The organism is Catellatospora tritici (assembly GCF_019083965.1).
Lineage (GTDB): Bacteria > Actinomycetota > Actinomycetes > Mycobacteriales > Micromonosporaceae > Catellatospora > Catellatospora tritici.
Map to the genome: position 1 here is coordinate 27,382 of NZ_JAHRCY010000010.1, position 25,953 is coordinate 53,334.

Annotated in this window: 24 protein-coding genes; 12 read left to right on the forward strand and 12 right to left on the reverse strand. The window is 71.4% G+C overall.

The window, feature by feature from the left end; translation table 11 throughout:
* Nucleotides 1-26: 26 nt before the first annotated feature.
* The gene (locus tag KUA19_RS22670; RefSeq protein ID WP_217398697.1) at nt 27-923 is read left to right on the forward strand and encodes a diacylglycerol kinase; all 897 of its coding nucleotides are present in this window, start codon (nt 27-29) and stop codon (nt 921-923) included.
* Here the strand turns inward: KUA19_RS22670 and KUA19_RS22675 are convergent.
* The 3 genes from KUA19_RS22675 to KUA19_RS22685 all read right to left on the reverse strand — a co-directional run bounded on the left by KUA19_RS22675 (nt 907) and on the right by KUA19_RS22685 (nt 4,618).
* Entirely contained in the window at nt 907-2,136 is a 1,230-nt protein-coding gene (locus tag KUA19_RS22675; protein WP_217398699.1) for a cytochrome P450, read from the reverse strand. The two genes, KUA19_RS22670 and KUA19_RS22675, sit on opposite strands and share 17 nt — an antisense overlap.
* Nucleotides 2,133-3,755: an FAD-dependent oxidoreductase gene (locus KUA19_RS22680; protein WP_217398701.1), complete on the reverse strand. Its 1,623-nt coding sequence runs from the start codon at nt 3,753-3,755 to the stop codon at nt 2,133-2,135. Before KUA19_RS22680 ends, KUA19_RS22675 begins: the two co-directional genes overlap by 4 nt.
* Nucleotides 3,756-3,859: 104 nt before the next feature.
* Nucleotides 3,860-4,618, reverse strand: a complete 759-nt coding sequence (locus KUA19_RS22685; protein WP_308167581.1) for an HAD family hydrolase — start codon at nt 4,616-4,618, stop codon at nt 3,860-3,862.
* 123 nt (nt 4,619-4,741) lie between these two features.
* On the opposite strand from KUA19_RS22685, the gene KUA19_RS22690 reads away from it, so the two are divergent.
* From KUA19_RS22690 to KUA19_RS22705, 4 genes are all read left to right on the forward strand, one after another.
* Entirely contained in the window at nt 4,742-7,525 is a 2,784-nt protein-coding gene (locus tag KUA19_RS22690) for a DEAD/DEAH box helicase (RefSeq protein ID WP_217398703.1), read from the forward strand.
* 78 nt (nt 7,526-7,603) lie between these two features.
* Nucleotides 7,604-8,458: an MHYT domain-containing protein gene (locus tag KUA19_RS22695; protein WP_217398705.1), complete on the forward strand. Its 855-nt coding sequence runs from the start codon at nt 7,604-7,606 to the stop codon at nt 8,456-8,458.
* A gap of 88 nt (nt 8,459-8,546) precedes the next feature.
* Complete coding sequence (locus KUA19_RS22700; protein ID WP_217398707.1) at nt 8,547-9,461, forward strand: 5'-3' exonuclease; 915 nt, start codon at nt 8,547-8,549, stop codon at nt 9,459-9,461.
* 37 nt (nt 9,462-9,498) lie between these two features.
* Nucleotides 9,499-9,975, forward strand: coding sequence for a DUF6328 family protein (locus KUA19_RS22705; RefSeq protein ID WP_217398709.1), 477 nt, complete (start codon nt 9,499-9,501; stop codon nt 9,973-9,975).
* Between the two features lie 133 nt (nt 9,976-10,108).
* On the opposite strand, the gene KUA19_RS22710 is transcribed toward KUA19_RS22705, so the two are convergent.
* A complete protein-coding gene (locus KUA19_RS22710) occupies nt 10,109-11,008 on the reverse strand; it encodes a universal stress protein (protein WP_217398711.1) in 900 nt (299 codons plus the stop codon).
* Between the two features lie 354 nt (nt 11,009-11,362).
* Here KUA19_RS22710 and KUA19_RS22715 point away from each other — a divergent pair, with 354 nt between their 5' ends.
* From KUA19_RS22715 to KUA19_RS22730, 4 genes are all read left to right on the forward strand, one after another.
* Nucleotides 11,363-12,502, forward strand: coding sequence for an acyl-CoA dehydrogenase family protein (locus KUA19_RS22715; RefSeq protein WP_217398713.1), 1,140 nt, complete (start codon nt 11,363-11,365; stop codon nt 12,500-12,502).
* Between the two features lie 122 nt (nt 12,503-12,624).
* Nucleotides 12,625-13,077, forward strand: a complete 453-nt coding sequence (locus tag KUA19_RS22720) for a cysteine dioxygenase (protein WP_254549949.1) — start codon at nt 12,625-12,627, stop codon at nt 13,075-13,077.
* Nucleotides 13,078-13,079: 2 nt separating this feature from the next.
* Entirely contained in the window at nt 13,080-13,496 is a 417-nt protein-coding gene (locus KUA19_RS22725) for a rhodanese-like domain-containing protein (protein ID WP_308167582.1), read from the forward strand.
* Between the two features lie 45 nt (nt 13,497-13,541).
* Nucleotides 13,542-14,333, forward strand: a complete 792-nt coding sequence (locus KUA19_RS22730; protein WP_217398717.1) for a DUF1684 domain-containing protein — start codon at nt 13,542-13,544, stop codon at nt 14,331-14,333.
* 46 nt (nt 14,334-14,379) lie between these two features.
* On the opposite strand, the gene KUA19_RS22735 is transcribed toward KUA19_RS22730, so the two are convergent.
* From KUA19_RS22735 to KUA19_RS22755, 5 genes are all read right to left on the reverse strand, one after another.
* A complete protein-coding gene (locus KUA19_RS22735; RefSeq protein WP_217398719.1) occupies nt 14,380-14,622 on the reverse strand; it encodes a hypothetical protein in 243 nt (80 codons plus the stop codon).
* 177 nt (nt 14,623-14,799) lie between these two features.
* The gene (locus KUA19_RS22740) at nt 14,800-15,480 is read right to left on the reverse strand and encodes an FKBP-type peptidyl-prolyl cis-trans isomerase (RefSeq protein WP_217398721.1); all 681 of its coding nucleotides are present in this window, start codon (nt 15,478-15,480) and stop codon (nt 14,800-14,802) included.
* A 122-nt stretch (nt 15,481-15,602) separates the two neighbouring features.
* Nucleotides 15,603-16,955, reverse strand: coding sequence for a 3-phosphoshikimate 1-carboxyvinyltransferase (locus KUA19_RS22745; protein WP_308167583.1), 1,353 nt, complete (start codon nt 16,953-16,955; stop codon nt 15,603-15,605).
* A gap of 103 nt (nt 16,956-17,058) precedes the next feature.
* Nucleotides 17,059-18,414 carry a serine hydrolase domain-containing protein gene (locus KUA19_RS22750; protein ID WP_217398723.1) on the reverse strand — a complete coding sequence of 452 codons (1,356 nt, stop codon included), beginning with the start codon at nt 18,412-18,414 and terminating at the stop codon, nt 17,059-17,061.
* Between the two features lie 143 nt (nt 18,415-18,557).
* A complete protein-coding gene (locus tag KUA19_RS22755) occupies nt 18,558-19,148 on the reverse strand; it encodes a TetR/AcrR family transcriptional regulator (protein ID WP_217398725.1) in 591 nt (196 codons plus the stop codon).
* 85 nt (nt 19,149-19,233) lie between these two features.
* Here KUA19_RS22755 and KUA19_RS22760 point away from each other — a divergent pair, with 85 nt between their 5' ends.
* On the forward strand, nt 19,234-20,379 hold the full coding sequence (locus KUA19_RS22760; protein WP_217398727.1) for an alkane 1-monooxygenase: 1,146 nt from the start codon (nt 19,234-19,236) through the stop codon (nt 20,377-20,379).
* A gap of 100 nt (nt 20,380-20,479) precedes the next feature.
* On the opposite strand, the gene KUA19_RS22765 is transcribed toward KUA19_RS22760, so the two are convergent.
* Genes KUA19_RS22765 through KUA19_RS22775 form a run of 3 tightly spaced genes read right to left on the reverse strand, consistent with a single transcriptional unit; the run spans nt 20,480 to nt 23,766 of the window.
* Nucleotides 20,480-21,484, reverse strand: a complete 1,005-nt coding sequence (locus KUA19_RS22765; RefSeq protein ID WP_217398734.1) for a TIGR03842 family LLM class F420-dependent oxidoreductase — start codon at nt 21,482-21,484, stop codon at nt 20,480-20,482.
* Nucleotides 21,485-21,512: 28 nt separating this feature from the next.
* Entirely contained in the window at nt 21,513-22,919 is a 1,407-nt protein-coding gene (hydA, locus tag KUA19_RS22770) for a dihydropyrimidinase (protein ID WP_217398736.1), read from the reverse strand.
* A gap of 10 nt (nt 22,920-22,929) precedes the next feature.
* Nucleotides 22,930-23,766, reverse strand: a complete 837-nt coding sequence (locus tag KUA19_RS22775) for a nitrilase-related carbon-nitrogen hydrolase (RefSeq protein ID WP_217398738.1) — start codon at nt 23,764-23,766, stop codon at nt 22,930-22,932.
* A gap of 173 nt (nt 23,767-23,939) precedes the next feature.
* On the opposite strand from KUA19_RS22775, the gene KUA19_RS22780 reads away from it, so the two are divergent.
* Nucleotides 23,940-24,260, forward strand: coding sequence for a hypothetical protein (locus KUA19_RS22780; protein ID WP_217398740.1), 321 nt, complete (start codon nt 23,940-23,942; stop codon nt 24,258-24,260).
* Nucleotides 24,261-24,380: 120 nt separating this feature from the next.
* Complete coding sequence (locus tag KUA19_RS22785) at nt 24,381-25,940, forward strand: amino acid permease (protein ID WP_217398743.1); 1,560 nt, start codon at nt 24,381-24,383, stop codon at nt 25,938-25,940.
* Nucleotides 25,941-25,953 lie beyond the last annotated feature (13 nt).

The window sequence follows — 25,953 nt, forward strand, 5'->3', positions numbered from 1 at the left end:
CCGCGACCGTGAGGAGCGTGTAGGGGATGAGCGACGAGGTAGTGGTACTGCGCAACCCCGGTGCCGGCAAAGGCCGGCACCGGGGTTCGCTGCCTTCGGTGCTGGAACGGCTCGGCTCGGCCGGGCGCCCGGTGCGGGTGCTGGAGGCGAACAGCGCGGTCGAGGCCGAGGCGGCCTGCCGCCAGGCGGTGGCCGACGGGGCCGGTGCGCTGGTCGCGATCGGCGGCGACGGCACCGTGCACCTGGCCCAGCAGGCGGTGGCGGGCACCGGCGTGCCGCTGGGCGTGATCCCGGCCGGGACCGGCAACGACTTCGCCACCAGCGCGGGCCTGCCGACCGACCTGTTCGCCGCCGCCGACGCGGTGGCCGCCGCGCTGCGCGACGGGCGTGCCCGGGCCCTGGACCTGGCCCGGCTGACCACCCCCGACGGGCAGACCCGCTGGTTCGGCGCGGTGCTGGCGGCCGGGTTCGACGCGATCGTCAACGAGCGCGGCAACCGGATGCGCTGGCCGCGCGGGCCGATCCGGTACGACATCGCGGTGCTGCTGGAGCTGGCCCGGCTGCGCGCCCGCCGCTACCAGGTCACCGTCGACGGGCAGCAGCGTGAGATCGACGCGATCCTGCTCGCGGTCGGCAACACCTCCCGCTACGGCGGCGGCATGCGTATCTGCCCCGACGCCGACCCCACCGACGGGCTGCTGGACATGGTCTGGGCCGAGCCGGTGTCGCGCACCACGCTGATCCGGATCAAGCCGCGGGTGTACTCCGGCACGCACGTCACCCACCCGAAGGTGCGCTCGCTGCGGGCCCGCAGCATCACCCTGGCCACCGACGACATCGTCTGCTACGCCGACGGCGAGCGGATCTGCCCGCTGCCGATCACCATCGAGGCCGTGCCCGGGGCGGTCAGCCTGCTGGCTTGACCTCGTCGAAGGTCACGGGCAGGTGGATCGGGCCGCGCAGCACCGGGCTGGGCCGGTACGGCGGCGGGTCCTCGACCAGACGCAGGTTGGCCAGCCGCTGGGCGATCTGGGTCAGCGCGATCTGCGCCTCCAGCCGCGCCAGCGGGGCGCCGAAGCAGTAGTGCACGCCGCTGCCGAACGCCAGGTGCTGGTTGTTCTCCCGCTCGGGGTCGAACACGTCGGCGTCGCGGACATACTCGGGGTCGCGGTTGCCCGCGGCCAGCACCAGCGTGATCGGCGCGCCCTTGGTGATGGTCATCCCGGCCATCCCGATGTCGGCCACGCAGGTGCGGTTGGGCAGGAAGTGCACCGACGGCTCGTAGCGCAGCACCTCCTCGACCACCCGAATGCTCAGCTCCGGTTCCTGGCGCAGCCGCTCCAGCCACTGCGGGTGGCGCAGCAGGGTCAGCGTGCCGTTGGCGATCAGGTTGACCGTGGTCTCGTGCCCGGCGATGAGCAGCAGGACCAACGTCGCCATCAGCTGCGGCCCTTCGAGGCGACCCTCCGGGCCGTCGTCGGTGACGAAGCCCGACAGCATGTCCGGACCCGGGTTCTGCCGCCGCTGCTGGGCCAGGCCGAACAGGTACATGCCCAGCTCGCGCAGGGCGGCGTCGCGCTTGGCCAGCCGGTCGGGCGTGAGCTGGGCGATCGAGTCGACGATCGGCTCGACCCAGGCGCTGAAGCGCGGCTCGTCCTCGGGCGGCACCCCGAGCAGTTCGCAGATGACCGCCACCGGGAACGGGTACGCCAGGTCGTCGACGATGTCGCCCTGGTGCTTGCCGGCGAAGCCGTCGACCAGCCGCGTCACGATGTGTTCCAGGTCGGGGTACATGTCGGCGACGCGGGTCGGGCGGTGCGGGGGCCCGAACTGGCGGTTGACGATGCGCCGGATCCGGTCGTGGTCGGGCGGGTCCATCCGGATGAAACTGGCGCCGGGGCTGCCGGGCGTGTCGGTCGGCGGCGCCTTGGCGGCGTACTCGGGCAGCAGGTTGGACCCGTCGGAGCTGATCCGCGGGTCGTGCAGCAGCGCCTCGATCTCGCGGTACGTGCTGACCACGAACGTGCCGTCCTCCTCCCGGCGCACCGGCTGCTCGCGCAGCTGCTGGAACAGCGGATACGGGTCGGCGCGGTTGGCGAAGTCGACGATGCGGGTGAAGATGCTCGGCTCGGTCATCGGGTCCTCCTGGCCCGAGCGGAGCGGACCAGGGTCGCCCGCCGCTCGCTGGGGTCGTGGCCGGTGACGACCACGGTGGCGTCGTGGGCCGGGAACGTGCGCTCGGGGAACCCGGCGGGCACCGGCCCGGGGTCCGCGGACGGGTTGGTCAGGCCGGGTCCGGGTGGGAACGGGGCGGCCTGCTCGATCAGGTCCTCGTAGTAGTCCAGCCAGCGGCCCTCGTTGAAGCTGACGGCACCGACGACGCGGCCCTTGTAGCCGTACGCGGCGATGAAGCGGCGGTCGGCCACCGACCCCTGCACGACGGCGATCTCGTCGGCGATCGGCGGCACGCCGACCGACTTGATGTTGTTGCCGAACTGCAGCGACCAGAACGCGGGCACCGCCAGGTGCGGCCAGCGGTCGCTCTCCTCGCTGACCATGTTGTGCGCGGCGACCTCGGCCTGGGTGACCGAGTTGCTCCAGTGCTCCAGCGTGACGAACTGGTAGCCGAACATCGGCTGCGGCTGGCGGGCCACGTCCCCGGCGACGAAGACGTCGTCGGTGACCAGCCCGTTGGCGTCGAAGGCGCGGCAACCCGCGTCGCAGGCCAGGCCCCAGATGCCGGTCGCCAGGTTGGTCTCCTCCAGCCACTCGACATTGCGGATGCCGCCCAGCGCCACCACCGCGACGTCGACGTCGACCGTGGTGCCGTCGGACAGGTGCGCCCGGCGCAGTCTGCCGCCGTCGTCACCCTCCAGCGAGGTCACCATCGTCTTGGTCCGCAGGTCCACGCCCCGCTCGCGCATGATCTCGGCCGAGATCCGCCCGATCACCCCGCCCAGCGCCCCGTACAGCGGGACCGGGCCCGCCTCGGCGACGGTCACCGGGATGCCCAGTTCGACGCAGACCGAGGCCATCTCCGAACCGGTGAAGCCGGCCCCGATGACCAGCACCCGGCGCGGTTTGGCCAGCAGCCGCTCGCGCAGTCCGGCCGCGTCCTCGCGGGTGCGCAGGGTGAACACCCCGTCCAGGGCGGCCTCGCGGGCCACCGGCCAGGGCCGGGCGCGTACGCCGGTGCTGATCAGCACCCGGTCGAACTCGACCTCCGCCCCGTCGGCCAGCTTCACCACCTTGCGGTCGAGGTCCAGGCCCGTCGCGGCCACGCCCAGCCGCCAGTCGGCGTCGATGTCGCAGCGGCGCGGCAGCGTGGTGTCGGCGGAGGTGATCCAGCCGGTCTGCACCTGCTTGGACAGCGGCGGCCGGTCGTACGGTTCATGCGGCTCGTCGCCGATCACGGTCAGCGTGCCGGTGAAGCCCTCACTGCGCAGCATCTCCGCGGCGCGCAGCCCGGCCAGGGAGGCGCCGACGATGACGATGCGCCCCTCGCGCTTGAACACGTCCATCTTGCCGTGCTTGGCGGTCGCGGCGATCTCGCGGCGCGGCGCGACGGTCATATCCACCTGCAGGGCCTGCACGGGGCAGGCCGCCGCGGCGCGCAGGACGCGTTCGCGCAGGCTGTCGTCGGGTGCGGGGTCGAACATCAGCGCCTCGTCGCCGACCATACGGAAGGCTTCCGGAGCCAGGAAGGCGCACTGGGCGTACCCCTGGCATCGGGTGAGGTCGACGACCACTCTCATGCGTCCTCCGCCCGGGGTGGTTGACCTTTTTCGGTCCGAGCGTAGTCGCCGGAATTACCGGTTCGCTGCGAAATGTCCGGAGTTTCGGAGGCTTCTGTGGCCGGTCAGGCGGGCAGCGGGGCGATCGCCAGGGAGAGGGCGCGATGCAGGCCGTTGGGGCGGCCCGCGGAGGCGGCGGGCACGATCAGGGCCGAGCACCCGATCGACACGGCGCCCGCGTCGGCGGCGGTATCGCCGATCATGAGGGTGCGCTCCGGGTCGACCGCGAGCATGCCGCAGGCGCGCAGGAAGATCTTCTGATCCGGCTTGATACACCCCACCTCGTACGACAGCACGACCGCGTCGCACAGCCCGGTCAGCTCCCAGGCGTCCAACAGCGGCCGGATGTCGAACCCGATGTTGCTGACCACGCCGATCTTCACCCCGGCCGCGCGCAGCGCCGCCATGGTGGGCCGGGCGTCGGGGTAGGGCTGCCAGCCCTCCGGGACCAGGATGCGCGCGTAGACCGCCTCGGCCAGTCCGGCGATATCGGTGGCGACCGTGGCGGCCAGGCCGGTGTATGCCTGCTCGTGGGCGTGCTCGTACAGGTCCCGGTCGGCCCATGCCTCGGCCAGGTGCGGTGGCACCCGCACCGGTTTGGCCACGCCGGGCAGCCCGCCCGCGGTGGCGATCCGGTCGGCCAGCACGGTGGCCCGGCCCCGGTCCAGCTCGGTGCCGCAGGCGGCGGCCGCGGCGGTCACCCAGGCGACGGGATCGACGGTCATGGCGAGCGTGCCGTGGAAGTCGAACAGCACCGCGTCAAGGCGACGCTGGCCGTCGATCCGGTCCTCGCGGGCGGCGGGCGGCGGTGCGGTGTCGGACACCCCCGCAGGATACCGACCAGGGGCGAGCACGCCGCCCCGCCGGGGGCGTGTCCTGGCCAGGTGGGCTCGCCCGGACGAACTCGAGGGAACAAGTCTGTTGAACAAGTCGGTAGCCTTTGCGGTATGACGCACCGCGCCGAGCGGCGACCTGGCTCAGGGTCCACCGCCCGACCTGCCCGACCCGCGAGCCCACCCCCCGCCCATACGCCGGTTCCCGAACTGACGCCGCTGGTCGCCGAGTTCGCCGGAGGCCTCAGCTTCTCCCTCGACCCGTTCCAGATCACCGCGTGCGCGGCGCTGGAGCGGGGCAGCGGCGTGCTGGTCTGCGCCCCCACCGGCGCGGGCAAGACCGTCGTCGGCGAGTTCGCGGTGCACCTGGCCCTGCAGCAGGGGCGCAAGTGCTTCTACACGACCCCGATCAAGGCGCTGTCGAACCAGAAGTACCACGACCTGGTGCAGCGCTACGGCGCGGACAAGGTCGGTCTGCTGACGGGCGACAACTCCATCAACGGCGACGCGCCGGTGGTCGTGATGACCACCGAGGTGCTGCGCAACATGCTCTACGTCGGCTCGGGCGCGCTGGCCGGACTGTCGTATGTGGTCATGGACGAGGTGCACTACCTGGCCGACCGGTTCCGGGGGGCGGTGTGGGAGGAGGTCATCATCCACCTGCCCGCCTCGGTGACGCTGGTGTCGCTGTCGGCGACCGTGTCCAACGCGGAGGAGTTCGCCGACTGGCTGGTCACCGTACGCGGGCGGACCGAGGTCGTGGTGAGCGAGCACCGGCCGGTGCCGCTGTGGCAGCACATGCTGGTCGGCAAGCGCATGTTCGACCTGTTCCACGACGCCGACGCGGCCAAGGCGCACGAGGTGCACCCCGAGCTGCTGCGCCACACCCGCGAGGTGCTGCGGCGGCTGGAGATGAGCGACGTGCGTCGCGGCCGGGGCCAGCGTCGCGGCCGTACGCCCGGCCCGCCGCGCCCCGACATCGTGGACCGGCTGGACAACGAGGGCCTGCTGCCCGCCATCATGTTCGTGTTCAGCCGAGCGGGCTGCGACGCGGCCGTGCAGCAGTGCCTGCAGGCCGGGCTGCGGCTCACCTCGCCGGAGGAGCGCACCGAGATCCACGACCTGGTCGAGCGGCGCATCCACAACATCCCGACCGAGGATCTGGCCGCGCTGGGCTACTGGGACTGGCTGGACGGGCTGGAGCGCGGCCTGGCCGCCCACCACGCGGGCATGCTGCCGGTGTTCAAGGAGATCGTCGAGGAGCTGTTCGTCCGCGGCCTGGTCAAGGCGGTCTTCGCCACCGAGACGCTGGCGCTGGGCATCAACATGCCGGCCCGCTGCGTGGTGCTGGAGCGGCTGGTCAAGTACAACGGCGAGGCCCACGTGGACCTGACGCCGGGGGAGTACACCCAGCTCACCGGTCGGGCCGGGCGGCGCGGCATCGACATCGAGGGCCACGCCGTGGTGGTGTGGTCGCCCGAGGTGGACCCCCGGCACGTGGCGGGCCTGGCCAGCACCCGTACGTACCCGCTGCGGTCGAGCTTCCGGCCCTCGTACAACATGGCGGTGAACCTGGTCGGGTCGGTCGGCGCCGCGCGCTCGCGTGACCTGCTGGAGTCGTCGTTCGCCCAGTTCCAGGCCGACCGCTCGGTCGTCGGGCTGGCCCGGCAGGTGCAGAAGAACGCCGAGGTGCTCTCGGTGTACGACACCGAGATGGCCTGCGAGCACGGCGACTTCGCCGAGTACTTCGCGCTGCGGGTGAAGATCGGCGAGCGGGAGAAGCAGCTGACCCGCAACAGCCAGCAGGAGCGCCGCGCCGCCGCGGTCGCCTCGCTGGAGCAGCTCAAGGTCGGCGACGTGATCCGCATCCCGAGCGGTCGCCGCGCGGGCCTGGCCATCGTGCTGGACCCGGGCGCGGGCGGCTTCGGCGAGCCCCGCCCGAGCGTGCTGACCGAGGACCGCTGGGCCGGGCGCATCTCGGCGGGCGAGTTCTCCGGCCAGGTGGAGGTGCTGGGCAAGGTGCGGGTGCCGCGCCACTTCAACCACCGGGCCCCGGCCGAGCGCCGCGACCTCGCGGCCACCCTGCGCAACCTGGAGCTGACCAGGGGCGTCGCGGTGCGCCGCCGGGGCAGCGGCAGCGGCGCGAACGAGGACCGCGAGCTGCTCGCGCTGCGCAAGGCGATGCGGGCGCACCCGTGCCACGCCTGCCCGGAGCGCGAGGACCACGCCCGCTGGGCCGAGCGGCGGCAGCGGCTGTTCAAGGACACCGACAGCCTGCGCGACAAGGTGGCCAACCGCACCGGTTCGCTGGCGCGCACCTTCGACCGGATCTGCGAACTGCTGACCGAGCGCGGTTACCTGGGCGCCGACGGCGAGGTGACCGAGCCGGGCCGGATGCTGGCGCGGATCTGGACCGAGGCCGACCTGCTGGTGGCCGAGTGCCTGCGCACCGGCGTGTGGGAGGGGCTGCAGCCGCACGAGCTGGCCGCGGCCGTCTCGGTGATGCTGTACGAGGCCCGCCGTGACGTCGACGAGCAGGCCTCCGTGCCGCGCGGGGTGGTCGCCGAAGCGGTGGACGCCAGCGTGCGGACGTACTTCCAGCTCGCCGCCGACGAGCGGCGGCTGGGGCTGGCCCAGACCCGTGAGCCGGATCTCGGCTTCGTGTGGCCGATGTACCGCTGGGCCAAGGGCGAGCCGCTGGCGAAGGTGCTCGCGAGCGGGCACAGCCTCGACGGGGATATGCCCGCGGGCGACTTTGTCCGATGGGCGAGACAGGTCATCGATCTCCTCGGTCAGATTGCCGACGCACGGGGGGCGTCATCGTCCCTGCGTGAGACGGCGCGCACCGCGATGGACGCGGTCAATAGAGGGGTACTTGCCTATAACGCGGTCGTCTGACCGAGTTGCCACGGAGAACGTGAACCTTCATCATCTTGATGATCGGTACGCTGCGTTACCTTCCGGAGGGCCAGACCCATGGGCGACGTACACCATTTCACCTACGGCCTGGTCACACCCAGTGTGGCGTATGCACTCTCCGTGTTGGGGTCGGTGCTCGGCCTGATCTGCACGGCACGCCTGCGTACCGCCACCACCAGCGGCCAGCGCTGGTGGTGGCTGTCGCTCGCGGCGTTCGCGCTGGGCGGCACCGGCATCTGGGCCATGCACTTCATGGCCATGCTCGGCTTCACCGTCAGCGGCACCCTGATCCGGTACGACATGCTGCGCACCCTGATCAGCGCGGTCACCTCGGTCGTGGTCGTCGGCCTGGGCATCTTCATCGCCGGGTTCGGCCGCACCAGCGGGCCGCGCATCCTGCTCGGCGGCCTGCTCACCGGCGTCGGTGTCGCGGGTATGCACTACACCGGCATGTTCGCGATGAACATGGACGGCATCGTCCACTACGACCAGGGCCTGGTCGCCGCGTCGGTGGCCATCGCGGTGGTGGCCGCCACGGTGGCGCTCTACTTCACCGTCAAGCTGTCGCGGCCGACGGCCATCGCGGGCGCGGCGATCCTGATGGGCGTGGCCGTCTGCGGCATGCACTACACGGGCATGGCCGCGATGTCGGTCGAGCTGACCCACCCCACGCTGACCGTCCCGGGCTCCACCGCCAGCACTCTGCTGGTGCCGATCGGCGTGCTGGTGCTGCTGGTCATCGGCGGCCTGATCTACGCCATCGGCGCCGCCCCCTCGGCGGAGGACCTGGCCGCCCGCGCGTACCTGGACAAGATCCAGGCCGCTCGCGAGGAGGCCTCCGCCGCTACCGCGGTCGCCACGCAGAAGGGCACGGTGCGCCGCCCGACCGCGGTGCCGCCGCGCAACCGCTGACCTCCCGCGGGAGGCCCGCCCGGCGGATCCGTCTGCCCGGCGGACCGCTGCGGACTTTCCGTCGGTGTCCTGTGGCAGGCTGTGCGATATGACGCCGCTGCTCGCTGTCGATGCGCCCAGCCTCTACTTCCGCGCCTTCCACGGGGTGCCCGCCTCCTCGGCGCTGGCCCCCGACGGCAGCCCCGTCAACGCGGTGCGCGGGTTCCTCGACATGATCAGCACGCTGGTGAAGACGCGTAAGCCAGGTCGGCTGGTCTGCGCGCTGGACAACGACTGGCGGCCCCAGTGGCGGGTGGCGCTGATCGAGTCGTACAAGACGCACCGGCTGGCCCCGGCCGGGGGCGAGGAGGTGCCCGACGCCCTGGTGCCCCAGGTCGAGCTGCTGCTCGAGGTGCTGGCGGCGGTGGGCATCGCGACCTACGGCGTGGACGACAACGAGGCCGACGATGTGCTCGGCACGTTGGCGGCGACCGCGCCCGGCCCGGTCGAGGTGGTCAGCGGCGACCGTGACCTGTTCCAGCTCGTCGACGACGCGCGCGGGGTGCGGCTGCTGTACTGCGGCCGGGGCGTGGCCAAACTGGAGGACTGCGACGAGGCGGCGGTGCTGGCCAAGTACGGCGTGCCCGCCTCGGGTTACGCCGACTTCGCGGCGCTGCGCGGGGACCCGAGTGACGGGCTGCCGGGAGTCGCGGGCGTGGGAGAGAAGACCGCCGCCCGTCTGATCGAGCGATACGGCAGCATCGACGCGATCATGGCGGCCGTGGCCGATCCGGGCAGCGATTTCGCTCCGGGCGTGCGTACCAAGCTGCTGGCCGCCGCCGACTACCTGGCCGTGGCGCCGAAGGTGGTGCGGGTGGCCACCGACGTGGCGCTGCCCGACGTCGACCCGACGCTGCCCGCCGTTCCGCGTGACGCCGACCGGATGCTGGAGCTGGCCGAGCGCTGGAATCTGGCCAGCCCCTGCCGCCGCCTGGTAGACGCGCTGGCCGCCGCGGCGAGCTGACGGTTAACCAGGCCGCCACCCGGTTACAAGTGGGGGTATGGCCGACGACGCACACCGAGACGAGCAGCAGGAGCCGACCGCACCCTGGCATCGGCGCTACGCCGAGCAGCTGCAGGAGCTGAAGGTCACCCAGACGGGCGTGCAGATCCTGTTCGCCTTCCTGCTCACGCTGCCGTTCCAGGCCGGCTTCGGCAAGATCACGGGCGCGGAGCGGCACCTCTACGTGTTCAGCTTCGTCACCGCCGCGTTGGCCGCGGCACTGCTGATCGCCCCGGTCAGCTACCACCGGCTGCACTTCCGGCAGGGGGAGAAACCGGAGATCGTGCGGGCCACGCACGTGCTGGCCCAGGTGGGGCTGGCGTTCGAGCTGCTGTCGATCGTCGGGGCGGTCTACCTGGTGCTGGACGTGGTGACCGGCTCGCGCTGGGCTGCGATCGGAGGCTCGGTCATCGCGGCTGTCTACGTGTTCCTCTGGTACATCCTGCCGCTGGTCTACAAGCCGAAGGAAGGCTGATGGCGGGGACCGGACCCTGGACGTGGGCGCCCCTGGACATACGGGAAGCCCGGCTTATCTCTCGATGAGATTTGTCGGGCTTCACCTATCAGCTTAAGTCCGGCATATCCGGCCGTCAAGAGGCTGCTCCTAGCTATTTACCGTGCTTGGCGCCCTCGTGCGCGACAACCACCGGACACCCGGCGTGGTGGATCAGTGCCTGGCTGACCGACCCCAGCAGCAACCCGCTGAACCCGCCCAGTCCCCGGCACCCGACCACGACCAGCGCGGCCCCCATCGAGTGCTCGGTCAACGCCGCCGCCGCCGACGACTCCACCGTCATCCGGTGCGTCTCCACCTGCGGATACCGCTCCCGGTACGGCGCCAACGCCGTCTCCACCACGCTCTCCTCCTGGGCGCGCAGCGTGTCCATGTCATAGACGAACGGCATCCCCGCCGCACCGGTGGTGATCGGGCCCAGCCAGGCGTGCACCGCGGTGACCCCGCAGCCGCGCCGCTCGGCCTCGTCGAAGGCGAACCGCAGCGCCACGTCCGACTCCGCCGAGCCGTCCACGCCGACCACGATCCGACCGGGCGTCTCGCCCACCGGCGAGCGGGTCGCTTTCGCCGACGAGCGCACCACCGCCACGCAGGAGTTGGCGTGCATCGCCGTCTGCAGGCTGGTCGACCCGAGCATCAGGTCGTGGAAGCCGCCGTGACCGCGGCTGCCGACCACCACCATGCCCGCCGTGTCCGACTCGCGAATCAGGGCGTGCGCCGGATCGTCGTGGACCACGGCGGTCTCGACGGCGAGGTCGGGGTACTTCAGCCGGACCCGGTCGGCGGCGTGCGCGACCACTCCCTGGGCCCCGTCGGGCGGCAGGGCCTGGTCGACGTCGTCGCCCAGGCGTGGTCCGTGGTCGTCGCCGGCGTACACCAGCCGCAGCGGCAGACCGCGCAGCTCTGCTTCGGCGGCGGCCCAGTCGAGAGCTTCGACGGCGGTGGGCGAGCCGTCCACCCCGACCACGATCGGCCCGGCCAGTTCGACGCCCATCCCCGCCTCCTCGCGAGAGCTTTGCTTTCACTATGTCCCGTGCCCTACCCCCTCACTGCCCAAACCGCGCGCACCCTTCGTCCGGATGACCGCACCAACCCGGCGCCGCCCGGCACCGCACCTGCCGAGGGCGAGCGACCGTGCGCGAGAGCGAGCGACCGTGCACGAGAGCGAGTGGATCTTGCAGTTCCGGTGAAACTGCCCGATCGCGGTCCAAGATTCCCGCACTTTCCCCGGAACTGCGCCTACCCCGCGGGGCGGCCGCGGCGGCCGCGCTAGGGGAGGTGGGAGCTGGAGATTGGGGAGGTGAGGGCGCGGGGAACGGATGGACCTAACGACCGTTAAGCTTGTGGCATGTCCAGCGTTGCCCGGCTGCTTCCCACCCCCGAAGCACATGACCTGCTCGAACTCGCCCGCGAACTCGCCGACAAGGAGCTCGCCCCGAACGTCGACGACTTCGAGGCGCGTGGTGAGTTCCCTCGTGAACTGATCCGCACCCTCGGCCGCTCCGGCCTGCTCGGCCTGCCCTACTCCGCCGAGTACGGCGGCGCGGAGCAGCCGTACGAGGTCTACCTGCAGGTGCTGGAGATCCTGGCCGGCCGGTGGGTGGGCATCGCCGAGGCGGTCAGCGTGCACACCCTGGCCTGCTACCCGCTGGCCCACCACGGTTCGGTCGAGCAGCGTGCACAGTGGCTGCCCGACCTGATCGGCGGCGAACTGCTCGGCGCGTACTGCCTGTCCGAGCCCGCGGGCGGATCGGATGCCGCCAACCTCGCCACCAAGGCCGTCCGCGAGGGCGACGACTACGTGGTGACCGGCACCAAGGCGTGGATCACGCACGCGGGCGTGGCCGACTTCTACAACGTCTTCTGCCGTACCGGCGGTCCCGGCCCCAAGGGCATCTCGTGCCTGCTCGCCCCGGCGGACACGCCCGGACTGAACCCGCAGGCCCGCGAGAAGACCATGGGCCTGCGCGCCTCGCCGGTGGCGCAGGTCGCCCTGGACGGCGCGGTGGTCCCGGCGCACCGGCTGATCGGTGCGGAGGGCGAGGGTTTCCGGATCGCCATGGGCGCGCTCGACTCCGGGCGCCTGGGCATCGCCGCGTGCGCGGTCGGCCTGGCCCAGGGGGCGCTCGACTACGCCGCCGGGTACGCCAAGGGGCGGGTGCAGTTCGGGCGGCCGATCATCGAGATGCAGGGGCTGGGCTTCATGCTGGCCGACGCCGCCACCGAGATCGCCGCCGCGCGGGCGCTGATGCTGTACGCGGCGCGGCTGCGCGACGCGGGTCTGCCGTACTCGACGGAGGCGGCCAAGGCGAAGCTGTTCGCCACCGACATGGCGATGAAGGTGTGCACCGACATGGTGCAGGTGCTCGGCGGCGCGGGCTATGTCGCCGACCACCCGGTCGAGCGGTACTTCCGGGAGGCCAAGGTGCTCCAGATCGTCGAGGGCACCAACCAGATCCAGCGTATGGTCATCGCCCGCTCGCTCTGACGGGTCACCTCGGTGATGATCGGTGTTCGGGAAACGCCGATCATCACCGACCCACGGATCTGGTGGCCGTGCTAGGGTGACTTCAATTCCTATAAGACCGCTAGGAAATGAAGAGATTCCGTATGAGCGACTTCCTGGAGATCGCGCGCCGGCTCGCGGCACGTCCGCAGCAGTGGCCGGTGGCCGTCCGCTTCGACCCGGCCCAGCGTTGGTACCACCGCCTCGCCCTGCACGACGACTACGAGGCCTGGCTGCTCTCCTGGCTGCCCGGCCAGGAGACCGACCTGCACGACCACGGCGGCAGCGCCGGAGCGTTCACGGTGGTCGCCGGCGAGCTGACCGAGTACACGCTGACCGGCGACGACGATGCCGCCCGGCTGCTCGGCACGGCCCTGCCCACCGGCGCGGGGCGCCGCTTCGGGGCGCACCACCTGCATCAGATCGGTAACGCCGGGACGGTGCCCGCGGTGAGTGTGCACGTCTACGGCCCGGCGCTGCAGACGATGACGCGCTACCGCATCCAGGATGGACGGTTGCGGGTGGCGGCGGTGGACCGGGCGGGTGCACAGTGGTGAGCGTGGACGACGCGGTGACCCAGGCGCCGCCCGGATCGCGCGGCATCGACGAGATCCTCGCCGCCGCGCGCGCCGGGCTGGAGCGCCTCGATCCCGAGCAGGCGGCCGCGGCCCGGGACGGCGGCGCCGTCCTGGTCGACATCAGGCCCGCGGCACAGCGGGCGGCGCACGGGGAGATCCCCGGGGCGCTCATCGTCGAGCGCAACGTGCTCGAGTGGCGGTTCGACCCGCGCAGCGACGCCCGGCTGGGCGTGGCCGACCGTTACGACCTGCCCGTCGTGGTCTTCTGCCAGGAGGGCTACACGTCCTCCCTGGCGGCCGCGGCGCTGCGGGAGCTGGGCCTGCACCGGGCCACGGATCTTGCCGGTGGCTTCGCCGCGTGGCAAGCTGCGGGACTGCCGGTCAGCCCGCCCGGCTGACGGAAGCAAAGACTCCACTCCTTACCCCTGAGGAGCAGTATCGCCATGGTCGTCGATCAGGAGCAGTTGATCCAGGACTGGACCGACTGGCACGCCCGGCGCGAGGACGCCCTGCGCCGCCCGTACGGGTGGCTCAGCCTCACCGCCCTGCACTGGCTGGACGCGCAACCGCAGGCCTACCCCCAGGTGCCCGGGCGCTGGAGCGCCGACACCGACGGTGTGCACCTCTACGCCACCCCCGCCGACGGTCTCACGCACGGCGGTGAGCCCATCGACGGCGAGGTCGTGATGACCCCGCAGGAGGGCGCCGCCGGGCTGACCCTGCTGGTGGGCGAGCGACAGCTCGAGGTGATCCAGCGCGGCGGGGCGTACGCGCTGCGCGTGCGTGACCCGCAGGCGCCCACCCGGGTCGGCTTCACCGGGGTTCCGGCGTACACGCCGAGCTCGCGCTGGGTGATCCCGGCCAGCTTCCGGGCGTACGAGCGGCCGCAGACGGTCGCCGTGGGGGCGGTCGTGCCCGGCCTGGTCCACGAGCAGACGGCAACAGGCGTGCTGCGCTTCGCCGTCGACGGCGTCGACTACGCGCTGACCGCGTTCGACGGTGGCGAGGGCGAGCTGTCGGTGCTGTTCCGCGACGCGACCAGCGGTGTCACCACGCACTCCGGGGCGCGTTCACTGACCGTCGGCGGTCCCGACGACGAGGGCACGGTGGTGCTGGACTTCAACCGGGCGGTCAACCTCCCGTGCGCCTTCACCGAGTACGGCACGTGCCCGTTGCCGCCGCCGGAGAACGTGCTGCCGCTGGCGGTCGAGGCGGGCGAGCGGCGGGTGCGCTGAGACGCGGCGCGGTGCGCCGCCCGCGTGGGCGGCGCACCGCCGGTGCTCACCAGTGGGAGCCCGCGTGGCTCTCGGCCGACACGGCGTGACTGCGTGCCTTCTTGAGCTTGCGCGGGGTGCGCTCCTTCTTGTGTTTGGGCGTGTCGTGGCGGCCGTTGTCGAGCGCGGCGAGCTGTTCCAGGTGCTGCTCGTACCCGGTGGCCCGGCGCTTGCGGTAGGCCAGCAGACCGGCTCCGGCGGCCGCGGCGGACAGCAGCGCGCCGGCGACCCACGTCGATTTGCGGGGCATCGCGAACACTCCTCCAGCGGTCGGCACGGGCGGCCACCCGCTTGCGCTCGACCCTAGTCCGACCTGCCCGGAGATGGGGGATTTTTCCGGTAACACGAACGACCCCGGCCCGACCGGCGTGCCATCGCGTGGCAGCGCACGGTCCGACCGGGGCCGGATGTCTCGCGGGTGGTCCGCTCAGCCGATCTTCAGAATGTCGACGATGAAGCGCAGCGGGCCGGGGACCTGGCCGTTGTCGCCGTAGGCCATCTCCGACGGGATGTCGAGCTGGACCCGGCTGCCGACCTTGATGCCGAGCAGGCCCTGGTCCCAGCCCTGGATGACCGCACCCTGACCGATGGTGAAGTCGAACGCCTGCTGGCGACCCCAGCTCGCGTCGAACTCCTCGCCGGTCTTGTATGACACGCCGACGTAGTTAACGGTGATGTGGTCGCCGGACTTGACCGCCGCGCCCTTGCCCTCGATCAGCACCTTCGGGCTGAGCTTGGTCAGGTCACCCTCGCCCTTGGTCGCGGCGGGCTTGGTCTTCAGCGCTGGGTCGGCACCCTCGGGCAGCGGCGGGAACTCACCGGTCGGCTGTTGGGCGTTCGGGTCGGGCTGCGCGCCCGGGTCCTGGGTGGTGCCGTCGCCGGAGACCGAGCTGAGGTTGCCGTTGTCGGGCTTGTTGTTCGTCGGGAAGACCAGGTAGGCGAAGCCGACCATCAGCACGAGGCCCGCGATTGCCCCGATCACGGACAGGATCCGCTTGCGTCGCGCCGCTGCCTTGGCCACGGCCATGCGCTCCTCGCGGCGCTGTGCCTTGGTGGCGCGGCGTGCGGCCGACGGGCCGACGTGCTTCTCCTTGACCTGCTCGCTCATCGTGCCTACATCTCCCAGACGACATGGAAAACCGCGCCGGACTGCACGGCTGTGCACACGCTACCGGGCGATCCGCCCGTGGTCACCCCTTGCGTGCCATCTGTCCCATCAGCCCCGCGAGATCAACCGCGCACCGCCGCCAGGTCGGTGAAGTAGTGCGGGTAGGTCTTGCTCACGCAGCGCGGCCCGGCGATCTCGATGCCCGGCGTACGCAGTCCCAGCAGCGCCAGGCTCATCGCCATCCGGTGGTCGTCGTAGGTGGCGAATCTGGTCGGCGCGGGGGTGCCCGGGTTCACGGTGAAGCCGTCCTCGTGCTCGACCGCGTCGATGCCCGCCCGGCGTAGCTCTGTGACGACCGCCGCGAGCCGGTCGGTCTCCTTCTTGCGGATGAAGCCGATGCCGCGTACGCGGGTCGGGCTGTCGGCGTATACGGCGACGGCGGCCAGGGTCTGCGCCGTGTCGGAGATGTCTGCCATGTCGACGTCGACGCCGCGCAGGGTGTCGGTGCCGGTCACGGTGATCCGGTCGGCGGAGCGCTCGACCCGGGCGCCCATGCGCTCCAGCACGTCGGCGAAGCGCACGTCGCCCTGCAGGCTGCCGGTGCCCAGCCCGGCGACGGTGATCCGGCCGCCGGTGACCGCCGCGGCGGCCAGGAAGTAGGAGGCGGCGCTGGCGTCGGGCTCGATCGCGAAGTCGGCGGGCCGGTAGGCGCCCGGCGCGACCCGCAACCCGGCGACCGTCGCAAATGGTGGGTCGACCCGTCCCGGGGGGCCGTCGGGACGAGCCGCCGGCGAGACCCTGTCGTCGATCCCGTCGACGCGCACCCCGAACGCGGCCATCACCGCGGCGGTCATGGTCACGTACGGCACCGACACCAGCGGCGAGGTGAGCTTGACGGACAGGCCGTCGCGCATCAGCGGGGCCGCCAGCAGCAGCCCGGACAGGAACTGGCTGGAGAGGTGGCCGGGCAGCCGGGTCTGCCCGCCGTGCACCGGCCCGGTCACGGCCAGCGGCAGGTGATCGGGGCGCAGCGGCTCCTCGACCACGGCACCCAGCTCGCGCAGCGCGGCGACCAGTGGCCCGAACGGGCGGTCGCGCAGCTGCGGGTCGGCGTCGAGCACCCGGCGGGCGCTGCCCAGGGCCAGCACCGGCAGCACGAACCGGGCGGTGGTGCCGGACTGGCGCGCGTACAGCGCGGCGGGGGCGGCCGAGCGGGGGTCGATGCCGTCCACGATGACGGTGCTGGTCTGCTCGTCGATCTCGACCCGGGCGCCCAGCGCCTCGACGCAGCCGAGCATGGCGCGGGTGTCGTCGGCGAACAGCACCCCGGTGAGAGTGCTGCGACCGGGGGCCAGCGCCGCGCACAGCAGCGCCCGGTTGGTGATGCTCTTGGAGCCCGGCGGGCGGACCACCGCGTCCGGACGGTGGACGACCGGGGTCACGGCCAGGACATCGGGCAGCGCGGAAGACGGCACGACGTCATTATCGGCGGACGCCGACCGGGGCGATGGCCGCTTACCAAAAGCTGGGAAATAGCGTCCAGCCACCGGGAACAGGCAGGTCCGGGCGCACCGGTCGTCAGCGTCCGGACGGGACGGTCTTGGCGAGTTCGGTGAACAGCGGCGTGGCCACGTCGGAGGTCAGTGAGGAGCGGTTGGTCTCCACGATGATGACCGAACCCGTCTTCGGGTCGTAGAACATGGCCGCGTTGTAGCCCAGGATGGTGCCGTTGTGGCCGAGCCAGCCGCCCCAGTCGGCGATGCCCAGGCCGTAGGAGACACCGGCGTTCGCGGCGAGCGGCACGGTGCGCAGGCGCTCGCGGCGCATGGTCTCGGACAGCAGGCTGCCCTCGGCCAGCGCCTTGGCCCATACGCGCAGGTCGGCGAGGTTGGACACCATCGCCCCGGCGGCACCGGCGTAGTTCGGGTTGCTGTAGGTGACGTCGCGTAGGTCGGCCAGGCTCGGTCCGGTGGCGGCCGGACCGGGAGTCGCGCTGGGGCTCGGTGCGGCGGCACCGGGGGCGGCGCCGGGCTGCGGGCTGGGCGCGGGCTGCGGGGCCGGGGTGCCGGGCTGCGGGGCCGGGGTGGCGGGCTGCGGGGCCGGGGTGCCGGGCTGCGGGGCCGGGGTGGCGGGCTGCTGCGTCGGCTCGGGCTCGGCGGGCACCGCCTGCTGCGGGGGCGGCGGTGCGTCGTACCCCCGTGAGAACGGCGCGGGCAGCGCCGAGGTCGCCGGGTACGACGTGTTGGTCAGGTGCAGCGGGTCGAGGATGTTGTGGTCGATCCAGTCCGCGATCGGACGGCCGGTGATCTTCTCGACCACCTGCTCCAACAGGATGTAGTTGGTGTCGGAGTAGTGGAAGCCCGCCCCGGGCGCGAAGTAGGGGTCGTGCGCCCGCGCGATGTCCAGCGCGTCGCGGGCGGTGAACGCCCCCTCCGGGTCCTCGTTGTACCGCTGGATGAACTGCGGATCGTCGGTGTAGCTGTACACCCCGGAGGTCATGTTCAGCAGTTGCCGGATCGTGATCGCGTTGCCGTCGGGCCAGTCCACCCAGCGGCTGAGCGGGTCGTCCAGGCGCAACTCGCCACGGTCGGCCAGCTGCAGCACGGCCGTGCCGGTGAACGTCTTGGTGATGCTGGCGATGCGGAAGCGGTCGGCGGCGTTGAGGGGGTGTCCGGTCTCCAGATCGGATACGCCCAGCACGCACACCCAGGCACCGCGACCGGGTACGAACACCGCGGCGATCAGGCCGGGCAGCTGCGCGGAGTCGCGGGTGTACGTGGCGGCTCGCGCCAGGTCGGCCCGCTGCCGCTCGGTGAAGCCGAGGGCGAGTTGCGGACACTGGTCGGCCGGGGCGCCACGCGACGGGGACAGTCCGACGGTCAGGGTGAGCACCACTGCCGCCGCGAGCGAGGCCACGATGTGCCAGGTCTTCACCACCCGGTCCCGTCCTGTCAGGCCGCCACCGGGCCGTTCCGGCGGACGGCCGGTGCTGTCGCCGTCAGTTTACTGGCGCAGACCGGCGAACATGGACAAAACGCGAGCGTGGCGCGCGGCCCGCCTGCCCCGCGCGGCGGGGTTCAGGCGTGCAGCAGGAGCATGACCAGGTCGGCGATGCCGTCAGCGGTCTGCTCCACCGGGGACAGCGGCAGCACCACGTGGCTGACCACGAGCCGGATCACGGTGTCCACGGCGAAAGCCACCCGCTCGGGCGTCAGGCGGCCGTCGTACGCGGACACCCACTCCAGTAGCGGCACCGCCGCCGTCGCCAGCACCACCTCGGCGCGGGTGGTCAGGTACGCCAGCAGCGGATCCGCCCCGCCGTGCGACCGGATGGCGGCGACCAGGGTATTGCGCCGCGCCTCGGTCAGCGCGAACCGGACCGTGGCGGCGATCGCGTCCCGCACCTGCCCGCCGTGGCCGAACAGGACCTCGCGCAGCCCCGCCGTGAACGCGTCCACCTCAGCCTGGGCCAGCGCGTCGGCCAGCCCCGACCGACCGCCGAACTCGTTGTAGACGGTCTGCCGGCTGACCCCGGCCAGCTCGGCGACCTGCGCCATCCGCACCGTGGCCCAGCCTTGGGAGACGGCCAGCTTCCGGGCGGCGGCGACGATCGCGGCGCGGGTGGTGTCGCGTTCGGCCGGTCGCAGGCGGGAGAGACCATGAGTCATCCCAGGAGTTTACAGAAAACTCGTGATTGTCAAGAGTCGATGATCATGTGACAGTCGAGGGCACGAAACTCCCTCGGAGGCGGACATGAGCGACGCGGCCGCATGGCGCGACCCCCGCAAGTACCTCTGGCCGTTGGCGCTGATCGTGCCCACGCTCCCGCTGCACGGCTGGCTGCTCTGGCGCGGCGGCCACGACTGGGGCTGGTGGCTGGCCCCGTTCGCGGTCTTCGTCTTCATCCCCACCGTCGACCTGCTCTTCGGCGACACCCGGGACAACCCGCCCGAGCAGGACGTGCCCCGGCTGCAGCGGATGCGCTACTACCGCGGCCTGACCTACCTCTATCTGCCACTGCAGTACGTGTCGCTGGTCGTCTGCTGCCACGTGTGGACCAACGCCGACCTCGGTCCGCTGCCCTCGCTCGGGCTGGTGCTCAGCATCGGCATCGTCTCCGGCATCGCCATCAACACCGCGCACGAGCTGGGCCACAAGCGCGAGCGGCTGGAGCGGTGGCTGTCCAAGATCGCTTTGGCGCCCAGCGCGTACGGGCACTTCTACGTCGAGCACAACCGGGGTCACCACGTACGGGTGGCCACGCCGCAGGACCCGGCTAGCGCGCGGCTGGGGGAGAGCTTCTGGGCGTTCCTGCCGCGTACCGTGCTGGGCAGCCTGCGTTCGGCCTGGCACCTGGAGGCCGACCGGCACCGGCTGCGCGGCCGTTCGCCGTGGACGGTGCGCAACGACGTGCTCAACGCCTGGGCGATGACCGTCGCGCTGTACGCCGTGCTGGTGGCGGTGTTCGGGCCGTACGCGCTGGTGCTGCTCGTCGCGCAGGCGGTGGTCGGGTTCGGGCTGCTGGAGGTCGTCAACTACCTGGAGCACTACGGGCTGGCCCGGCCGCTCAACGCGGCCGGGCGCCCCGACAAGGTCGATCCGAAGCACAGCTGGAACAGCGACCGGATCGTCACCAACGTGTTCCTGTTCCAGTTGCAGCGGCACAGCGACCACCATGCCAATCCGCTGCGGCGATACCAGGTGCTGCGCAGCTTCGGCAGCTCGCCGCAGCTGCCCGCCGGGTACGCCACGATGATCCTGGCGGCCCTGGTGCCGCCGCTGTGGCGCCACCTCATGGACCGTCGCGTGCTGGCCCACTACGCCGGGGACCTCACCCTCGCCAACGTGCACCCGCCCGCCCTGGCCCGCCTGCGCGCCCGCCACGCCGCCCCCGCCTGAGCAGGCTGGTTGAGAAGGGGCCCTTCTTCTACGGAAAGCGATAAGAAGGGGCCCTTCACTTTCCTCAGTGCATGGTGCGTCCTCAGTGCATGGTGCGTCCTCAGTGCATGGTGCGGAGGGCGGGGATGATGTCGGTGGCGTAGGCGTCGAGGGTGTGCTCCATGTCGTCGTGCTGCAGGTAGACGGCGAACTGGTGGACGCCGAGTTCGCGTAGCGCGGTCAGCTTCTCGATGTGTGCGCTCGCGGGGCCGAGCACGCAGAAGCGGTCCACGATGGCGTCGGAGACGTAGTCGATGCCGCGGTGGCTGGCCCGGCCGTGTTCGGCGTAGTCGTAGCCCTTGCGGCCGGCGATGTACTCGACCAGCGCGTGCGGCACCGCGCCGGTGTCGCCGTAGCGGCGCACGATGTCGGCGATGTGGTTGCCGACCATGCCGCCGAACCAGCGGGTCTGCTCGCGCTGGTGGGCCAGGTCGTCGCCGACGTACGCCGGGGCGGCCACGCAGATCTTGATCGACAGCGGGTCGCGCCCGGCCTTCTCGGCGGCCCGGCGTACGGCGGCGATCATCCAGGCGGTGATGTCGAGGTCGGCCAGCTGCAGGATGTACCCGTCGGCGACCTCGCCGGTCAGCGCGAGCGCCTTCGGGCCGTACGCGGCGACCCAGACCTCCAGCGACGACTCCTTGACCCAGGGCAGGCGCAGGTCGGCGCCGCGGAAGCGGACCGATCGGCCGTTGGCGAGTTCGCGGATCACCTCGACCGATTCGCGCAGGTGGGACAGGTCGATCGGGGGCAGGCCGAGGGTGCGTACGGCCGAGTCGCCACGGCCGATGCCGCACACGGTCCGGTTGCCGTACAGCTCGTTGAGGGTGGCGAAGGTGCTGGCGGTGACGGTGGCGTCGCGGGTGCCGGGGTTGGTCACCATCGGCCCGACGACCACCCGCTCGGTCGCGGCCAGGATCGCGCTGTAGATGACGTACGGCTCCTGCCACAGCACGTGCGAGTCGAACGACCAGATGTGACTGAACCCGCCCGCCTCGGCCCGCCGCGCCAGCTCCACGATCCGCCGGGCGGGCGGGTCGAGCTGGAAGACCACTCCTACATCCACTGTGTCCCCCTGTTCGTTCAGCGCAGCCTCAGCGCAGGTAGGTCGACAGCCCGCGCGGCTGGTAGCGGCCGTGCCCGGCGTGCCCGTGGTACTGCCCGTGCGCCAGCAGCACCCGGCCCCGGGAGATGACAGTCTCCACCCGCCCGGCGACCTCGAACCCCTCGTACGCGGAGTGGTCCATGTTCATGTGATGGGTCTGCGCGCTGATGCGGGTGTGGCCGTGCGGGTCATAGACGACGATGTCGGCGTCGGAGCCCGGGGCCAGCACGCCCTTGCGCGGGTACAGCCCGAACATCCGCGCGGGTGTGGTCGACAGCGTCTCCACCCAGCGGGCCGGTGACAGCTTGCCGTCGACCACGCCCTGGTAGAGCAGGTCGACGCGGTGCTCGACGCCGCCGATGCCGTTCGGGATCTTCGAGAAGTCGCCCAGACCCAGCTCCTTCTGCTCCTTGAAGCAGAACGGGCAGTGGTCGGTGGAGACCACGGCCAGGTCGTTGGTGCGCAGGCCGCGCCACAGGTCGCGGTGGTGCGGCTCGTGCTTGGAGCGCAGCGGCGTGGAGCAGACCCACTTGGCGCCCTCGAAGCCGGGCGCGCCGAGCTGGTCCTCCAGGGTGAGGTAGAGGTACTGCGGGCAGGTCTCGGCGAAGACGTTGCGGCCCTGCTCGCGTGCCTGCGACACGGCCGCCAGGGCCGTCGAGGCGGACAGGTGCACGATGTAGAGCGGGGTGTCGCCCGCGACGTCGGCCAGCGAGATCGCCCGCCGGGTCGCCTCGGCCTCCAGCTCGGCGGGGCGGGTCAGGCCGTGGTAGAGCGGTTCGGTCTCGCCGCGAGCCAGGGCCTGGCGCACCAGCACGTCGATGGCCAGGCCGTTCTCGGCGTGCATCATGATCATTGTGCCGTCGTGGCGGGCCTGCTGCATGGCGCGCAGGATCTGACCGTCGTCGCTGTAGAACACGCCGGGGTACGCCATGAACAGCTTGAAGCTGGTCACGCCCTCGCGGGCGGCCAGGTGGTCCATCGCCTTGAGCGCCTCGTCGTCGACTCCGCCGACGATCATGTGGAAGCCGTAGTCGATGTGGCAGTTGCCGTCGGCCTTGGCGTGCCAGGCGGCCAGCCCGTCGCGCACGTCCTCGCCGGTACGCTGCACCGCGAAGTCGATGATCGTGGTGGTGCCGCCGTACGCGGCCGCGCGGGTGCCGGTCTCGAACGTGTCCGATGCCGCCGTGCCGCCGAACGGCAGCTCCATGTGGGTGTGCACGTCCACGCCGCCCGGGATGACGTAGCGGTCGGTCGCGTCGACGATCCGGGCGTCCGGCAGGGCCGGAGTGTGGTCGGGTTCGAACAGGGCGGCGATCCGCTCACCCTCGACGAGCACGTCCGCCTTGAACGGGCCGGTGGCCGAGACCACCGTGCCGCCCTTGACCAGCAGGGACATCACTGATCTCCTACGCCTGGGTGAGGGGGCTGTACGCGTCGGGGCGCCGATCGCGGTAGAACTGCCAGCGGTCGCGCACCTCGGTCAGCAGGTCCAGGTCCAGGTCGCGCACCACCAGCTCCGGCGCGTGCCCGTCGGCGGCCCCGCCGACCAGCTGCCCCTGCGGGTCGACGAAGTAGGACGTGCCGTAGAAGTCGTTGTCGCCGTACTCCTCGACGCCGACCCGGTTGATCGCGCCGATGAAGTACTCGTTGGCCACCGCCGCGGCGGGCTGCTCCAGCTGCCACAGGTACGACGACAGCCCGCGGCTGGTCGCCGACGGGTTGAACACGATCCTGGCTCCGGCCAGCCCCAGCGCCCGCCAGCCCTCCGGGAAGTGCCGGTCGTAGCAGATGTAGACGCCGATTCGGCCGACCGCGGTGTCGAACACCGGGTAGCCCAGGTTGCCGGGGCGGAAGTAGAACTTCTCCCAGAAGCCCTTGAGCTGCGGAATGTGCGTCTTGCGGTACTTGCCGAGGTAGCGGCCGTCGGCGTCGATGACGGCGGCGGTGTTGTAGAGGACGCCGGGCTGCTCCTGCTCGTACACCGGCAGGATCACGACCAGCCGCAGCTGCCGGGCCAGCTCCTGGAACCGTTCGACCGTCGGGCCGGGCACCGCCTCGGCGTAGGCGTAGAACTGCGGGTCCTGCACCTGGCAGAAGTAGGGGCCGTAGAACAGCTCCTGGAAGCAGATCACCTGGGCGCCCTGGGCCGCGGCCTGGCGCGCGTACTCCTCGTGCGCCTGGATCATGGATTCCTTGTCGCCGGTCCAGCTGGTCTGGACCAGCGCGGCTCGGATCAGCGGCATGGGCGCCCTCCTGCTCGGGTGGCTCGGGATGAGCTGGTAATCCAGGTAAGCAGAAGCGGGCGGTCGGTCTGCGATGACAGGCCGGATATATATGCATAATCTGCGGCCCGAGCGCACCGTCCGCCGGAAAACGGGGCAGCGTGGAGTCGTGCCGTTATCGCACAATGCGCGGTATGACATCCCCACAGAGCGAACTTCCCGAGTGGATGCGCAATCCGGACGCGCAGTCGCGCACCACTCTGCGCTGGCGACTCTCGAAGTGGGTCCGCGGGCTCGGCTGGTGGCGCGCCGTGGCCGGGGTGTACTGGCGCTGGGCCGACCGCACCCGCCTCAGCCAGCGCCACCCCAAGACCGCCGCCGCGCTCGGCTGGCTCCTCGCCTTCGTGATCACGATGATCCTGGTGACCGTCATCTACTACGTGTACGCGGGCGTCGTCGTGCCCGGGGGCGGCAATTCCGGCCTGCCTGCCCCCAGCCTGTCGAACGCCGGGTAGGCGTAGCACCCGGGGAGCGAACGCGAAAGCGTCTCAACGGAGTATTGCCATGTGTCACTGTAAGGCGAAGACTCTGCGCATTCACGCTCGCCAACCGCGCTGACCTGCCAGGGAGTCGCCATGACCGAGCCCGCGCCGTCCGTCGTCGACGCCGATTCCGCCCGGTTGGCGGAGCTCGGCTACAAACAGGAGCTGCACCGGGGTTGGAGCGGGTTCTCCAACTTCGCCATCTCGTTCTCGATCATCTCCATCCTGGCCGGCTGCTTCACCACGTTCGGCCAGGCCTGGATGAACGGCGGCCCGATCGCCATCTCCTGGGGCTGGCCGATCATCTCGGCGTTCATCCTCGTCATCGGGCTGTGCCTGTCCGAACTCGTCTCGGCGTACCCGACCGCGGGCGGCATCTACTGGTGGGCCGCCACGCTGGGCAAGCCGGTGCACGGCTGGTTCACCGGCTGGTTCAACCTGATCGGCCTGGTCGCGGTCACCGCGTCGGTCGACTACGGCTGCGCCACCTTCCTCAACCTGGTGCTGGCCAACACCGTCGACGGCTGGGCGGGCACGTTCCACCAGGCATTCGGGCTGTTCGTGGTCATCCTGGTGCTGCACGCCCTGATCAACATCTTCGGCGCGCGGATCATCGACACGCTCCAGAACGTGTCGGTGTGGTGGCACGTCTTCGGGGTCGTGGTGGTCGTGGCCATCCTGATCGCGGTGCCGAGCAAGCACCAGAGCGCCTCGTTCGTCTTCACCGACACGGTCAACGCCAACGGCTTCTTCGGCAACAACGCCTCCGGCCTGGGCTTCTGGCTGTACGTGCTGCCCCTGGGCGGCCTGCTCACGCAGTACACCATCACCGGGTTCGACGCCTGCGCGCACGTCGCCGAGGAGACCAAGGGCGCCGCGCTCAACGCCGCCAAGGCGCTGTGGCGCTCCATCTTCTACTCCGCCGTCGGCGGCTGGATCCTGCTGCTGGCGTTCCTGTTCGCGGTCCAGGATCCGGCCAAGCTGACCGAGAACTACGGCTTCGTCGGGGCGCTGCTGCAGGGCGCGCTGTCGGCGGGCTACTTCAAGGCCGTCATCATCATCTCCACGGTCGGGCAGTTCTTCTGCGGGATGAGCTGCGTGACCTCGATGAGCCGGATGACGTACGCGTTCAGCCGCGACGGCGCGGTGCCCGGGTGGCGGCTGTGGACCCGGCTGGACCGCAACGGCACCCCGGTCTGGGCGGTCGTGGCCGGCTGCGTCGCGGGCATGCTGCTCACCCTGCCCGCGCTGTACCAGAAGAACGGCGCCCCGATCGCCTTCTACGCCGTCGTCTCGGTCGCGGTGATCGGGCTGTACCTGGCCTTCCTCATCCCGATCCTGCTGCGCCTGCGCGCGGGTGACCGCTTCGTCCCCGGCCCGTGGACGCTGGGCAGGCGGTACAAGGTGCTCGGCTGGATCGCCGCCATCGAGATCATCGTCATCTCGATCTACTTCGTCCTGCCGACCGTGCCCGCGGGCGTGCCGTTCAGCGACGGATTCGACTGGGCCGCGGTCAACTACGCGCCGATCGCGGTGGGCAGCGTGATGGTGCTGATCGGCCTGTGGTGGGTGCTGTCGGCCCACAAGTGGTTCACCGGCCCCCGCCGTACCGTCGACGCGCCCGCCGAACCGTCTCTGGCCGACGCGCCCTGACATCGAAATCGCC